At 68.7% G+C, this 13,323-nt stretch carries 14 protein-coding genes; 13 read left to right on the forward strand and 1 reads right to left on the reverse strand.

The annotated features are described in order from the left end of the window. Positions 1–2: 2 nt before the first annotated feature. A complete protein-coding gene (locus tag ACQP0P_RS10615) occupies positions 3–725 on the reverse strand; it encodes a polysaccharide deacetylase family protein (RefSeq protein WP_433374252.1) in 723 nt (240 codons plus the stop codon). Between the two features lie 93 nt (positions 726–818). Between ACQP0P_RS10615 and ACQP0P_RS10620 the strand changes: the two genes are divergently transcribed. The 13 genes from ACQP0P_RS10620 to ACQP0P_RS10680 all read left to right on the forward strand — a co-directional run bounded on the left by ACQP0P_RS10620 (position 819) and on the right by ACQP0P_RS10680 (position 13,323). Continuing rightward, entirely contained in the window at positions 819–1,703 is an 885-nt protein-coding gene (locus tag ACQP0P_RS10620) for a glycosyltransferase family 2 protein (RefSeq protein WP_433374255.1), read from the forward strand. Positions 1,704–1,831: 128 nt separating this feature from the next. Continuing rightward, complete coding sequence (locus ACQP0P_RS10625) at positions 1,832–3,838, forward strand: hypothetical protein (protein WP_433374257.1); 2,007 nt, start codon at positions 1,832–1,834, stop codon at positions 3,836–3,838. A 113-nt stretch (positions 3,839–3,951) separates the two neighbouring features. Next, on the forward strand, positions 3,952–4,332 hold the full coding sequence (locus ACQP0P_RS10630; protein ID WP_355549892.1) for a hypothetical protein: 381 nt from the start codon (positions 3,952–3,954) through the stop codon (positions 4,330–4,332). Positions 4,333–4,552: 220 nt separating this feature from the next. After that, positions 4,553–5,818, forward strand: a complete 1,266-nt coding sequence (glyA, locus tag ACQP0P_RS10635) for a serine hydroxymethyltransferase (RefSeq protein ID WP_433374261.1) — start codon at positions 4,553–4,555, stop codon at positions 5,816–5,818. Positions 5,819–5,875: 57 nt separating this feature from the next. Beyond that, positions 5,876–7,258: a glycosyltransferase family 4 protein gene (locus ACQP0P_RS10640; protein ID WP_433374264.1), complete on the forward strand. Its 1,383-nt coding sequence runs from the start codon at positions 5,876–5,878 to the stop codon at positions 7,256–7,258. Between the two features lie 152 nt (positions 7,259–7,410). Continuing rightward, complete coding sequence (locus ACQP0P_RS10645) at positions 7,411–7,836, forward strand: hypothetical protein (RefSeq protein WP_433374267.1); 426 nt, start codon at positions 7,411–7,413, stop codon at positions 7,834–7,836. Positions 7,837–7,907: 71 nt separating this feature from the next. Next, positions 7,908–8,123 (forward strand): AtpZ/AtpI family protein, encoded by a 216-nt coding sequence (locus tag ACQP0P_RS10650; protein ID WP_433374270.1) that lies wholly within the window; start codon positions 7,908–7,910, stop codon positions 8,121–8,123. Positions 8,124–8,190: 67 nt separating this feature from the next. Further along, on the forward strand, positions 8,191–8,979 hold the full coding sequence (atpB, locus tag ACQP0P_RS10655; protein WP_433374272.1) for a F0F1 ATP synthase subunit A: 789 nt from the start codon (positions 8,191–8,193) through the stop codon (positions 8,977–8,979). A 65-nt stretch (positions 8,980–9,044) separates the two neighbouring features. Next, complete coding sequence (atpE, locus tag ACQP0P_RS10660) at positions 9,045–9,269, forward strand: ATP synthase F0 subunit C (protein ID WP_326636525.1); 225 nt, start codon at positions 9,045–9,047, stop codon at positions 9,267–9,269. 31 nt (positions 9,270–9,300) lie between these two features. Further along, on the forward strand, positions 9,301–9,849 hold the full coding sequence (locus tag ACQP0P_RS10665) for a F0F1 ATP synthase subunit B (RefSeq protein ID WP_433374275.1): 549 nt from the start codon (positions 9,301–9,303) through the stop codon (positions 9,847–9,849). An 85-nt stretch (positions 9,850–9,934) separates the two neighbouring features. Then, a complete protein-coding gene (locus ACQP0P_RS10670; protein WP_433374277.1) occupies positions 9,935–10,744 on the forward strand; it encodes a F0F1 ATP synthase subunit delta in 810 nt (269 codons plus the stop codon). A gap of 23 nt (positions 10,745–10,767) precedes the next feature. After that, positions 10,768–12,417: a F0F1 ATP synthase subunit alpha gene (atpA, locus tag ACQP0P_RS10675; protein WP_350954709.1), complete on the forward strand. Its 1,650-nt coding sequence runs from the start codon at positions 10,768–10,770 to the stop codon at positions 12,415–12,417. 3 nt (positions 12,418–12,420) lie between these two features. Beyond that, entirely contained in the window at positions 12,421–13,323 is a 903-nt protein-coding gene (locus tag ACQP0P_RS10680; protein ID WP_433374280.1) for a F0F1 ATP synthase subunit gamma, read from the forward strand.

The following is a 13,323-nucleotide window of genomic DNA, read 5'->3' on the forward strand; positions in this document are numbered from 1 at the left end:
TTTTAGCGGTGAGCCTGGAGATCGATACCGAAGCGGTCCTTGAGAATGCCTCGAATGTTGGGGTAGGTCTTGTTCATCCGATGCGCCAGCATCCGGCCGTGCAACCCCGTGGATCTCGTCTCGTCGAAGGGCTCGATGCGCGGCATCGCGAACAGCCCCGCGTGCTCGGTGTGCCAGAGGGCGCAGGCGTAGCCGAACCCCGCCTCCGCGACCGCCTCCACCTCGCGGGCGCCGTGCTGCCCGTACGGGTAACAGAAGCCACCGACCTCCTCACCGGTCAGGTCCTCCAGCATCGTCCTGCTCGTCACGAGTTCCTCGGCCAGCCGCCGGTCGCCGTCCACGGTCGGCAGCCGGGGATGGGTCAGCGAGTGCGAGCCGATCTCCATGCCCGCGGCGGCCACCTCGCGAAGCTGCTCGCGGGTCATCACGTTCCGGGGGGCTCCGGGGTCCCAGGAACTGTCGCCGCCCACGTGGCCCGCGACGACGAACACCGTGGCGGTGAAGCCGTACTCCGCCAGGGTGGGCACGACGGTCGTGGCGAAGTCGGCGTAGCCGTCGTCGAAGGTGAGCCCGACCAGCCCGGCGGCCTGGCCCCTGGCCTCGGCGGCGCGCAGCTCACGCATCGTGACCCCGCGCAGCCCGCGGTCGCGCAGCCAGCGCATGTGGCGCTGGAAGCTGGCCGGAGAGACCGTGATCCGGAGCGGGTCCCGGCTGAATTCGGCCACGGAATGATAAACCCATACCATCGGCGATTTGTTCACGTGAATCATCCCGGGGGGCTCCAATCGCATCTCTTTGCGCTGGCCTACCATATCGGCGTGAATCCCACTCCACGGGTCGCTCTGGTCGTCACGACGATCGGTCGGCCCGAGACCCTCGACCGCCTGCTTCGCTCGGTGCTTGAGCAGAGCCTCCAGGCCACCGAGATGATCGTCGTCGACCAGAGCGGCGGAACGGGGACCGCGGAGGTCGTCGAGCGCTGGCGGGAACGGCTGCCGGTCCGGCGGGTGACCACGCCGCGAGGGCTGTCCGCGGGGCGCAACGCCGGGGTGGCGGCGCTCGGGGACTACGACATCGTGGGCTTCCCCGACGACGACACCTGGTACGCCCCCGACACCCTGGCCAGGGTGTGCGAGGCGATCGGCGGGCACGGGGTCGTCTCCGGCATGCTGCTCGACGCGGCGGGGCAGCCGACCCAGCTGGCCTTCGGCGCCGAGCCGGCCGTCCTCGACGGCGCCACCGTGTGGTCCCAGGCCATCGAGGCGACCTGTTTCTACACGGCGGCCTTCATGGGTGCGGTGGGCTCCTTCGACGAGGGGCTCGGAGCGGGCTGCCCGACGCCCTGGCAGTCGGGAGAGGGCACCGATCTGCTCCTGCGCGGGCTGCGGGACGGCTGGTCGATCGCCTACCACCCGCGCGTCGTCGTCTACGAGGACAACCCCTTCGTTCCCGCGGCCGGTACCAGAGAGTTCCGCCGCAGGGCACGCCATGTCGCGCGGGGGACGGGCAGGGTGTACCGCAGGCACCACGGCTGGCGGGCCCGGCTCAGGGTGCTGGCCAGACCGCTCGGCGGCGCGCTGCTGAGCGTCGCCCGCGCACGTTGGGCGGACGCGGGCTGGCACCTGCAGCGCCTGATCGGACGGTTGGAGGGCATCACCGGGATCCTGCTTCCCGTCCGGCGTCACGTTCACTCCAGGACGTGATCTCCCGAGGGTTTCCGCGCCCGGCGCCGCGCGGCCCATGCCCATGATCCATGCCATCTGATTATCACCGTGACGCGGGGCGCTCTCCCCGGTACCTTGAAGTGGGCCGACACTTCCGGGAGACGTCCATGGGCAAGTTCGAAGGAATGGACCCCAAGCTGGTCCGCGACCTGTTGTCCGAGGTGCGGCGGGCGGCCGATCAGATGCGGAACGTCGAGGGCAAGGTCACCCAGCTGATGAGCGGGGCCGGCCTGTCCTCGCAGTCGACCCACAGACCCGTCCAGATCGCCGACGCGTGTGACGTGATGGTCCGTGACGTCTCCGCTCGCGTGGCGTTGCTGGAGAAGAGGATCAACCAGAACGCGACGGCACCTCCCGCCGAGCCCAAGGCCGGGGACACGAAGCCCGAGACCGGCGCGGCGGGCGACGACGCGAAGCCCGAGACCCCGAAGGCCGACGGCCTCAAACCGGCGGTCGGAGCGGACGACAAGCCCCGCGTCGGTGACCAGTCGGCCGGGAGCACCCAGCGTGACGATCCGAAGGACTCCCCCAAGCCGGAGCCTCCGAAGGGCGACGAGACCAAGCCCGAGACGGGCTCGAAGGGCGACGAGGCCAAGCCGGAGGCGGGCTCGAAGGGCGACGAGACCTCCCCGAGGGACGGTTCGAAGGAGACGCCGAAGCCGGAGGCGTCCGGGGCCGACGACCGGAAGCCGGACACGGGTTCGAAGGGTGACGAGACCTCTCCGCGCGAGGGAGACTCCCCCAAGGAGAACGTCAAGCCGGTTGACACCGCACCGCGTGAGACCCCGAAGCCGGATGCCGTACCGGAGGCGCCCAGAGCCGAGGACACACCGCGTGAGACCCCGAAGCCGGATGCCACGCCCACGCCGGAGGCGCCCAGAGCCGAGGACGCGCGGCCGGAGACGCCGAGGGCCGAGGATTTGAAACCTGCGGTTCCCGGGCCCGGTGAGGGGCCTCAGGACGGGGGGCGGCCGGTTGACGACGTGCCACGCCAGACGCCCGAGGCCCCCGGCCCGGATGCCACCACCGTGCCGGAGGCGCCCAGAGCCGAGGACGCGCGGCCGGAGATCGTCAATGTGAACGACACGATGCCTGGCGGGGAGGATGCCGACGTCAAGGGCGACTCCGGCTCCAAGGGCGACGAGACGACGCCGCGTGGGGACGGCTCCGTGGGTGACGCGCCGGTGGACGATTCCGACGCCAAGGGCGACTCCGGCTCCAAGGGCGACGAGCGCTCGCCCAGGCAGGAGGGCGGCACGTCCGGCAACGACATCCTCGACGGTTACCGGAAGGACCATCCCGACGACATCGACCAGAGCGGCGATCACCGGGCGAGGGTCGTGGAGGTCGACGGCGTGAAGGTGCTCCAGATCCCGCTCGACTCGCCCACGGCGGCCGAGGTCGACGAGTTGCTGAAGAACATCGAGGACATCCCGCCGCTGGAGATGCCCACGATCGACAACGTCTCCGCCACGGCGGGGCAGCCGGGCTGGGTCGAGCCGCACGGCCCGCTCGATTCGGCCAAGCCCGACTATCCACTCCTCGACACCGCGGGACCCACCACCGACCAGACCGTCCAGCCGCCGGGCACGGGGGGCGACGCCACCCCCGAACCCGCCGGTACGACCTCCGGTGAGGCGGCTGTTCAGCCGCAGGCCACGACCTCCGCCGTACCCGCCGCACAGACGGCGGGTGCGGCCTCGCAGCCCGCTGTGATGCCGCAGGGAGACGCCGGCACGCCGTCCATCGGCGACGCGGTCTTCAGTGAGGCGCGAGGGGCGGAGGATGCCGCTGGGGGCTCAGGACAGCCGGCGGGGACGGCTCCCGGGGGGGTGGCCGCCGCACCGGACGGTTCGGTCGCCCGGTGGGCCGGCGACGGCGACGACGTCGTCACCGCGGAGGCGAGCCCTCTCGATCTGGACGCGCTCAGGACGCTCGCCGACAACGCCCGGGAGATCGAGCCGCTGGAGATGCCCGGCGTGCGGGTGCCGGAAGGGGAGACCTGGGGCGAGGGGGCCTGGGCGCCCATGGACATCGGGCCCGACGGGCCGGCGGGCGACGTGGAGCCGGGGAATCCGCTGCGGCCGATCCCGCCTCCGGGAGGCGGGCGGTGAGCGATGGCGGGGACCAGGTCAGCGAGCTCGACTCCCGAGCCGGTCAGCACCACTACGGCGCCGGGCAGTGAGCGAGGGGCAGGGACTGTGTCAGCGAGGGTGAGGAGCCTGTGATGTTCGTGGATCCACCCGCACCGCAGCCGCTGCAGCCGGGGGAGACCCCACCGGCCTCGGGCGGTGGCGGTCTGCCGTCCTCGGACGCCGCCACGGCGTGGGAGTTCAACCCCGAATACCAGCGGCTGGTCATGATGTGGCGGCAGGTGCTGCCCACACTCGACACGCTGACCGCCAGTCTGGACAAGGCCTACCAGCTCGCCAGGAGCAGGGATGTCTGGGACGCCCCGGTCTCCGGCCGCTACGTCGAGGACATGACGGAGTGGCGCACCCGTCTCGGCCTCTACCGGCAGGCGATCCTGACCTCGATCAGCGACCAGGCGGCCGACACGCCGAGATGGGTTCCGGTGGGAGCCGGGGCCCCGCACGCCTTCTCCTGACGTTCTTCCCGGCTCGGCGGCGCCGGCCGGGTCCTTCGGCGCGAGGCACGCGGGCCGGGCGGTTTTCGAAGCCTCCCGGGAGGGCGACGCCAGGGGCCTTCCCAGGGCGTACGTTTCCGCACGGAGACCCGTCTTCCCGTGGCGACACCTCTCTGACCTGGGATAACCGGGGCAGCCGGGCTTACAGTGGGGGTGAGTTGTCATCTTCGGGATGTGAGCCATGGGCGCAGAGCCGTACTACGGGCCAGATTTCGGCCTACTGCAGCGCGAGGATCCGGAGATCGCCCGTGTACTCCTCGACGAGCTCGACAGGCTCCGCGGCGGCGTCCAGCTGATCGCGAGTGAGAATTTCGCCTCGCCTGCCGTGCTCGCCGCGCTCGGCTCGACGCTCACCAACAAGTACGCGGAGGGTTACCCCGGCAGGCGCTACTACGCCGGATGCGAGGTCGTCGACCGGGCCGAGCAGCTCGCGATCGACCGGGCCAAGCGGCTGTTCGGCGCCGATCACGTCAACGTGCAGCCCCACTCCGGCGCCTCGGCGAATCTGGCGGCCTACGCGGCACTGCTCCAGCCGGGCGACACGGTGCTGGCGATGGCGCTGTCGCACGGCGGCCACCTCACGCACGGTTCCAAGGTCAACTTCTCCGGCCGCTGGTTCGACGTCGTGGCGTACGGCGTGCGCAGGGACACCGAGCTGATCGACTATGACGAGGTCAGGGAGCTGGCGCTGCAGCATCAGCCCAAAATGATCATATGTGGTGCCACCTCCTATTCCCGAAAGATCGACTTCGCGGCCTTCCGGGGGGTCGCCGATGAGGTGGGCGCCTGGCTGCTCGCCGACGTCGCGCACACCATCGGGCTGATGGCCGGGAATGCCCTGCCGTCCGCCGTGCCGTACGCGGACGTGGTGACCTTCACCACGCACAAGGCGCTGCGCGGCCCGAGAGGGGGCGGGATCATGTGTACCCGGGAGCTGGCCCCCAGGGTCGACCGCGCGGTCTTCCCCTTCGTGCAGGGTGGCCCGCTCATGCACGCGGTGGCGGCCAAGGCCGTGGCGTTCGGCGAGGCGCTGCGCCCCGAGTTCGCGCGGTACGCACGGCAGGTGGTCGCCAACGCCCAGGTACTGGCCGACGCCCTGGCCGCCGAGGGGATGCGGCCCGTCTCCGGGGGCACCGACAGCCATCTGGCACTGATCGACCTGCGTGACGTCGGGGTCTCCGGCGCGGTGGCCGAGCAGCGGTGTGGCGCGGCCGGGATCACGCTGAACCGCAACGCGATCCCCTACGACCCGGAGCCGGCCACGGTGACGTCCGGGATCCGGGTGGGCACCCCCTGCGTCACGACCCAGGGGATGGGGGCCGAGGAGATGAAGGCGGTGGCCTCGATGGTGGCACAGGCCATCCGCAACCCCGGCGCAGTGGGTGAGATACGGGAGCGCGTCGCGGCGCTGACGAGCCTCCATCAGATATATCCCAGCGAACTATGAGCTGTTCTGTGGCGTTTTCCGGTCACAGGCGGCCGGACTATCCGCGAAACTGGTTCCGTGCGCGAATACCTACTCATGGCGCTCGTCGCGGCCGCGGTGACGTACCTGCTGGTCCCGCTGGTCCGCGTTTTCGCCGTCCGTATCGGTGCCATGCCCGAGGTCCGCGACCGTGACGTGCACACCACGCCGACGCCCAGACTCGGTGGCCTGGCGATGTACGGCGGTCTCGTCGCCGGCCTGCTGATCGCCGGCGAGCTGCCCTACGCCGGGGGCAAGCTGGCGGCCGAGGGCCAGGGCAAGACGGTGATCGCGCTGATCGCCGCGGGCGGGCTGATCACGCTGACCGGCTTTCTGGACGACTGGCTGGGGATGGACGCCCTCGTCAAGCTCGCCGGGCAGATCGGCGCGGCGGGCGTGCTCGTCGCCTTCGGCGTCAGCCTGCCGTGGCTCCCGCTGCCCACGGCGCTGGGCGGGCAGACCATTCTCGACTCCACGCTGAGCCCGCTGATCACGATCCTGATCGTGGTCGTCATGATCAACGCGGTCAACTTCGTCGACGGGCTCGACGGGCTGGCCGCCGGGATCGTGGGCATCGCGGCGATGGCCACCTGGACGTACTCGGTGGCCCTGTCGAAGGACTACGGCAACACCAGCATCAACGCGACGGCGGTCATCGCCTCAGTGCTCATCGGGATCTGCCTGGGCTTCCTGCCGCACAACTTCCACCCGGCGAAGATCTTCATGGGGGACACCGGGGCGATGCTGATCGGCCTGGTCCTCGCCTCCACGATGATCCTGGTGACGCCGCTCGACTCCAGCAGCATCAACCGCTTCCCCGTCATCCTTCCCCTGCTCGTGCCGGTCGCGATCCTGGTGCTTCCGCTGCTCGATCTGATCATGGCGGTGGTCCGGCGCACGTCCAACGGCCTGTCGCCGTTCGCGCCCGACCGAGGGCATCTCCACCACCGCCTGCTGGACATCGGACACTCACACCGCCGCAGCGTCATGATCATGTACGCCTGGACCTTCCTGTTCGCCTTCGCGGTCGTGGCACTGTCCATCGAGGGTGTCCCGCTCATCCTGTTCCCGCTGACCGTGCTGCTCGCCATCGGCGTGCTGGTGATGATGGCGCTGCCCCGCTGGCGGGCCCGCCGCGACGTCGGCGGGTCCGGAGGGCGGGGCCCGACCGGCACCGCCGGGCCCGCCGGGCCGGTGGCTCCCACGGGATTCAGCGGTCCCACCGAGGGGCCGGGGAGGCAGGTGCGACCGGGTGAGCCGCAGGCCCGGGTCCGGCCCCACCCCTACCCCTCGGAGACGCCGGGGCCCCGTCCGGCCGTCGGCGGCGACGACGGCGACGGCACCGCCACGCGCTCGGCGCTGCCCGACCTGTCACTCACCGCTCCCCGGCAAGGTTTCTCAAACCCTGAGACGCGGCGTTGAGCGGTCCACCTCAGCTGATTGATCGTTTACTTGAAACGGCAGGTAAAGGCGCTCTTCCATGAGCTTGTGATAGCTTTCACTAACGGATCCATGGTTCAGCTGGATCTTCGAGGTAGCAATCGCTCGCTTGATAACAGTCACTGGGAGTGCCGATGCAGGCCAATGACGTGCGCGTCCTCAAAGGGGCCGTGATACCCACCGCCGCCGCGGGTGCGGTCGTCATCCTCGCGGCGGCTCTGCTCTCCGGTGCCAAGGGGGCCCTGGGGGCCGCGATCGGCCTGGCGGTGGTCGCGGTCTTCTTCACGGTCAGCCTGGTCGCGGTCTCCTCCGCGAGCCGGGTCTCTCCCGTTGTGATGATGGTCACCGCGATCGCCACCTACGCGGTGAAGGTCCTGGTCATCATGGCGCTCCTCAAGATGTTCGAGAGCGCCACGGCGTTCGAGCCGCGTGCCTTCGGCTGGTCGGCGATAATCTGCACCGTCGTCTGGACGGCCGGCGAGATGTGGGGCTTCGTGAAGACGAAGATGCTCTACGTCGACCCGGGTGCCGCGATTCCCGGACAGGGCGGCCCCCGGTGAGGCGTATCATGACCGGGCGGCGGAACCCGATATGACTAGTCATCTCCCCGGCTGCTATTGTCATGCCCGCAATGAGCGAACAAGAACGCAGGCCCGAGAACGATGGCCGCGACTTCGCCAACGCAGCCTGGTCGGTTCCCAGCTACATTCTCTCCGGGATCATCCTGTACGGCGGCGGCGGTTGGTTGCTGAGCCGTTGGACTGGCGTGGCCGTGTTCACACCGATCGGAGTGATCGTCGGTGTCGTTCTCGCCATCTACCTGGTCTACCGGAAATACGGTCGCTGACCTCGCGCGGCGGTCGCTTCGCTGAGGAAGCAGTCTTGATCCACTACCACGTTGAAGGGAACGCCGCGTGAAGGCGCTGACGGTCCTCGCCGCAGACGAGTTCAAGGCCCCGGGGCTTGAGCTGTTCGATCTCCCCCCGATCATTCCCGGCGTCACCTGGTTCACCAAGCCGGTGCTGCTCGCCCTGCTGAGCTCGATCGTGGTCATAGCCTTCTGCTGGTCGGCCTTCGCCAACCCGAAGCTGGTGCCCCGGGGCATCCAGAACATCGGTGAGTACGGCTACATGTTCGTCCGCGACCAGGTGGCCCGTCCCTTCCTGGGCAAGGACGCCGACCGCTGGATGGGCCTGCTGCTGAGCCTGTTCTTCCTGGTCTGGATCTGGAACCTGATGGGGGTCATCCCCTTCCTGCAGTTCCCGATCGCCTCGCACATCGCCTTCCCGATCGTGCTGGCGGTCAGCGTCTACGTGCTGAAGATCTACCTGGGCATGAAGCACCAGGGAGGGCTCGGTTACTTCAAGAACATGATGTTCCCTCCCGGCCTGCCCAAGCCGATCTACCTGCTGCTCGCGCCGATCGAGTTCCTCTCCAACATGATCGTGGCGCCGTTCACCCACGCGGTGCGACTCTTCGCCAACATGTTCGCGGGCCACATCATTCTGGCCTTCTTCAGCGCGGTCGGTTTCTGGTTCCTCTTCGAGCAGCTCACGCCGCTCGGCGCCCCGGTCGGTGTCATCGGCGTCATCATGACGATCGCGATGACCGGGTTCGAGATGTTCATCCAGTTCCTGCAGGCCTTCCTGTTCGCGCTGCTCGCCGCGATGTACATCGGCGGCTCGCTGCACGCCGAGCACTAAGACCCTTCTTCTCCAGTTCAGACCGGTGAGACCCGTTCACCGGCCATCTTGTAAAGGAAACAGCAATGAGCATCCTCGCTGAGGTCTCCGGCAACATCGGTTCCATCGGTTACGGACTCGCCACGCTCGGCCCCGGCATCGGTGTCGGTCTCATCTTCGGTAACGGTCTGCAGGCCATTGCCCGCCAGCCCGAGACCTACGGCCTGATCCGCCAGAACATGCTGCTGGGCTTCGTGCTCGTCGAGGCGCTGGCGCTGATCGGTCTTGTCGCGCCGTTCATCTACGGCTGATCGAAAACACCTCTGACGGAAGGCTGCATCGATGACTACCGCAGCTAAGTTCCTGGCGGCCGAGGGCGGCACCAGCCCGATCATGCCGCACCTCTACGAGCTGGTCGTCGGCGGTTTCGCGTTCTTCGTCGTCCTCTTCGTCGTCGGTAAGATCCTCACCCCGCGAATCCAGAAGACCCTGGCCGAGCGGACCGATGCGATCGAAGGCGGCATCAAGCGAGCCGAGGACGCCCAGACCGAGGCCCAGGCGCTGCTCAAGCAGTACAAGGACCAGCTCGCCGAGGCTCGTCACGAGGCTTCCCGCCTGCGTGAGGAGGCTCGCGAGCAGGGTGCGCAGATCAAGGCCGAGCTCCGCGAGGAGGCGCAGGCCGAGGCCCGTCGTCTCGTCGAGGCCGCGCACCTGCAGATCGAGGCCGACCGTCAGCAGGCGTTCGCCCAGCTCCGCGCGGAGCTCGGTCGTCTGTCGATCGATCTGGCCGGCCGTATCGTCGGCGAGTCCCTTGAGGACGAGGCGCGCCAGCGCCGCACCGTGGACCGGTTCCTTGAGGAGCTCGAGTCGAGCAGCGCGGCGGTCCGCTGATGACCGAGCGAACCCGACGCAGTGAGCGGAGTGGCTCGCGAGGTACGAGCGGGCCGCGCAGCGAACGAGGAGTGGTGAGCGACAGATGAGAGGTCTGAGCAGGGCTTCGCTGGCCGAGGTCGAAGAGCGCTTCAACGCCGTCGCGGGAAGCGCCGACCTCGGCACGCTGGCCGACGAGCTCTTCTCGGTCGCCGACCTGTTCGACCGTGAGCACGGGCTCCGCCGCAACCTCTCCGACCCCGCCCGGCCCGCGGCCCAGAAGGCGCAGGTCGTACGGGTGCTGCTGGAGGGCAAGGTCAGCGATGCCGCGCTGGAGACGGTCGTCGCGGCCGTGTCCGCGCGGTGGGCCCGCTCCGGCGACCTGGCCGACGGCCTTGAGCGTCTCGGCGTCATCGCCGCCTCCGCGGAGGCCGAGGCGCAGGGCAGGCTCGACGACGTCGAGGACGAGCTGTTCAGGTTCGGGCGCATCGTCGCCTCGAACCTGGAACTACACCGGACCCTGACCTCCACGACGGCACCGGAACAGGCCAAGCGGGAGCTGCTGGGCTCCCTCCTCGCCGGCAAGGTCGCCCCCACCACCCTCCGCCTGATCACGCAGCTTGTGGTACACCCGCGAGGACGTAGTCTGGACAGTGGGCTGGAGGAATTCGGCAGGCTGGTCGCCGCCCAGCGGCAGTGCCTCGTCGCGGTGGTGCGCAGCGCCATCGTGCTCTCAGAGGAGCAGAAGCAGCGTCTCGCCACGTGGCTGCGCACCTCGTACGGCCGCGACGTTCATCTGAACGTCGAGGTGGATCCGCGGGTGCTGGGAGGGTTCTCGGTGCACATCGGGGACGATCTCATCGACACCACCATCGCGGGACGAATCGAAGAAGTCCGCCGCCGGTTGGCCGGCTAGGCGAATAGGGAGACTGAAGAGAGATGGCGGAGCTTACGATCCGGCCGGACGAGATCCGGGACGCACTTGAGCGCTTCGTCCAGGCGTACGAGCCGGAAGGCGCCGCGCGTGAGGAGATCGGGACCGTCGTCGACTGCGGCGACGGTATCGCCCATGTCTCCGGCCTTCCCTCGGCGATGGCGAACGAGCTGCTTGAGTTCGAGGACGGCACGCGTGGCCTGGCACTGAACCTGGACGTCCGGGAGATCGGTGTCGTTGTTCTGGGCGACTTCAGCAAGATCGAGGAGGGCCAGTCGGTCCGCCGGACGGGCGAGGTCCTGTCCGTGCCGGTCGGCGACGGCTTCCTCGGCCGAGTGGTCGACCCGCTGGGCATCCCGCTGGACGGCAAGGGTGCCATCGAGTCCGAGGGGGTTCGTCCCCTCGAGGTTCAGGCGCCTTCCGTCGTGCAGCGCCAGCCGGTGAAGGAGCCCCTCGCCACCGGCATCAAGGCGATCGACGCGATGACCGCGATCGGCCGTGGCCAGCGCCAGCTGATCATCGGTGACCGTGGCACCGGCAAGACCGCGATCGCCGTGGACACCATCCTCAACCAGCGGGAGAACTGGCTCTCCGGCGACCCGGACAAGCAGGTCCGCTGCGTCTACGTCGCGGTTGGCCAGAAGGGTTCCACGATCGCCCAGGTCAAGGCTCGCCTTGAGGAGGCGGGCGCGCTGGAGTACACCACCATCGTCGCCTCTCCGGCGTCCGACCCGGCCGGTTACAAGTACCTCGCCCCCTACACCGGTTCGGCCATCGGCCAGCACTGGATGTACCAGGGCAAGCACGTTCTCATCGTTTTCGACGACCTGACCAAGCAGGCCGACGCCTACCGCGCGGTCTCCCTGCTGCTCCGTCGTCCGCCGGGCCGTGAGGCCTACCCCGGTGACGTCTTCTACCTGCACTCCCGCCTCCTGGAGCGTTGCGCGAAGCTGTCGAAGGAGATGGGTTCCGGCTCGATGACCGGCCTGCCGATCATCGAGACGAAGGGCAACGACGTCTCGGCGTTCATCCCGACCAACGTCATCTCCATCACCGACGGCCAGGTCTTCCTGGAGACGGACCTGTTCAACGCCGGTGTCCGTCCCGCCATCAACGTCGGTGTCTCGGTTTCCCGAGTCGGCGGCTCGGCCCAGACCAAGGCGATGCGGAAGGTCGCCGGCACGCTGCGCCTGTCGCTCTCCCAGTACCGCGACCTGGAGGCCTTCGCCTCCTTCGCCTCCGACCTGGACGCGGCGTCCAAGGCTCAGCTGGAGCGCGGTCAGCGCCTGGTCGAGCTGCTCAAGCAGCCGCAGTACAACCCCTTCCCGGTCGAGCGGGAGGTCGTCTCCATCTGGGCCGGCACCACCGGTGAGCTCGACGAGGTCCCGGTCGAGGACATCCGCCGCTTCGAGGCGGACTTCCTTGACTACATCGGCCGGGAGAAGAAGGGCATCTTCGACAGCATCCGGGAGACCAAGGACCTGTCCGAGGACACGGTCACCGCTCTCAAGGACGCCGTCACCGCGTTCAAGAAGACCTTCGAGACCTCCGCGGGCGAGCTGCTGGTCAACGAGGAGCCGGTCGAGGCGCTCGGCGCCGAAGAGGTCGGCCAGGAAAAGATCACCAAGCGCGTCCGTACGGCTGAGAAGAAGTAGCCGATGGGTGCCCAGCTAAGACTGCTGCGGCGGCGGATCAAGTCGGTCAAGTCAACGGCGAAGATCACGCGCGCCCAGGAGCTCATCGCTTCATCGCGCATCGTGAAGGCGCAGTTGCGGATGCAGGCGGCGGTGCCGTACGAGCGCGAGATCACTCGCGCCGTGACGGGCGTCGTCAGCAACACCGCCAGCGTCGACCACCCGCTGACCGTGGAGAAGGAGCGGCCGGCCAGGGCCGCCGTGCTCATCGTCACCAGTGACAGCGGCTTCTGCGGCGGCTTCAACGCGAACATCCTGCGTGAGGCCGAGGCCCTCGGCGTTCTGCTGAAGGACAGGGGCATCGAGCCCGTGCCCTTCGTGACCGGCCGCAAGGGTGTCGCCTGGCACAGCTTCCGTGGCCGCGAGATGAGCGGGCAGTGGACGGGGTTCTCCCGTAAGCCCTCCTACTCGGACGCCAAGGAGATCGCCGGCGTGCTGATCGACTCGTTCTCGGCCGAGGACGGGGTGGACGAGATCCACATCGTCTCGACCCAGTTCGTCTCGATGCTGACGCAGGAGGTCGTGATCAAGCGAATCCTGCCGTTGGAGGTCGAGGAGACCGTCGAGCCGGTGGACAGCACGCCGTTGCCGTACTTCGAGTTCGAGCCCAGCGCGGCCGATGTTCTCGACACGCTGCTGCCGCGCTACGTGGAGTCGCGCATCTTCAGCGCGCTGCTCCAGTCGGCGGCCTCGGAAGAGGCGTCGCGTCGCCGGGCGATGAAGTCGGCGACCGACAACGCCAACGAGCTCATCCGAACGTTCACCCAGCAGATGAACCAAGCTCGCCAGGCCGAGATCACCCAGGAAATCAGCGAGATCGTCGGTGGCGCGAGCGCGCTGGCTGACTCCGCAGCGGGGAAAGAGTGA

Source organism: Streptosporangium sp. CA-115845 (assembly GCF_050943795.1).
In the GTDB taxonomy this organism is placed as follows: Bacteria; Actinomycetota; Actinomycetes; order Streptosporangiales; family Streptosporangiaceae; genus Streptosporangium.

What these genes read in the sequence shown, in the direction of transcription:
- ACQP0P_RS10625 (WP_433374257.1), top strand. Translation starts at nt 1,832, where the DNA reads ATGGGCAAGTTCGAAGGAATGGACCCCAAGCTGGTCCGCGACCTGTTG.
- ACQP0P_RS10630 (WP_355549892.1), top strand. Translation starts at nt 3,952, where the DNA reads ATGTTCGTGGATCCACCCGCACCGCAGCCGCTGCAGCCGGGGGAGACC.
- glyA (WP_433374261.1), top strand. Translation starts at nt 4,553, where the DNA reads ATGGGCGCAGAGCCGTACTACGGGCCAGATTTCGGCCTACTGCAGCGC.
- ACQP0P_RS10645 (WP_433374267.1), top strand. Translation starts at nt 7,411, where the DNA reads ATGCAGGCCAATGACGTGCGCGTCCTCAAAGGGGCCGTGATACCCACC.
- ACQP0P_RS10650 (WP_433374270.1), top strand. Translation starts at nt 7,908, where the DNA reads ATGAGCGAACAAGAACGCAGGCCCGAGAACGATGGCCGCGACTTCGCC.
- atpE (WP_326636525.1), top strand. Translation starts at nt 9,045, where the DNA reads ATGAGCATCCTCGCTGAGGTCTCCGGCAACATCGGTTCCATCGGTTAC.
- ACQP0P_RS10665 (WP_433374275.1), top strand. Translation starts at nt 9,301, where the DNA reads ATGACTACCGCAGCTAAGTTCCTGGCGGCCGAGGGCGGCACCAGCCCG.
- ACQP0P_RS10670 (WP_433374277.1), top strand. Translation starts at nt 9,935, where the DNA reads ATGAGAGGTCTGAGCAGGGCTTCGCTGGCCGAGGTCGAAGAGCGCTTC.
- atpA (WP_350954709.1), top strand. Translation starts at nt 10,768, where the DNA reads ATGGCGGAGCTTACGATCCGGCCGGACGAGATCCGGGACGCACTTGAG.
- ACQP0P_RS10680 (WP_433374280.1), top strand. Translation starts at nt 12,421, where the DNA reads ATGGGTGCCCAGCTAAGACTGCTGCGGCGGCGGATCAAGTCGGTCAAG.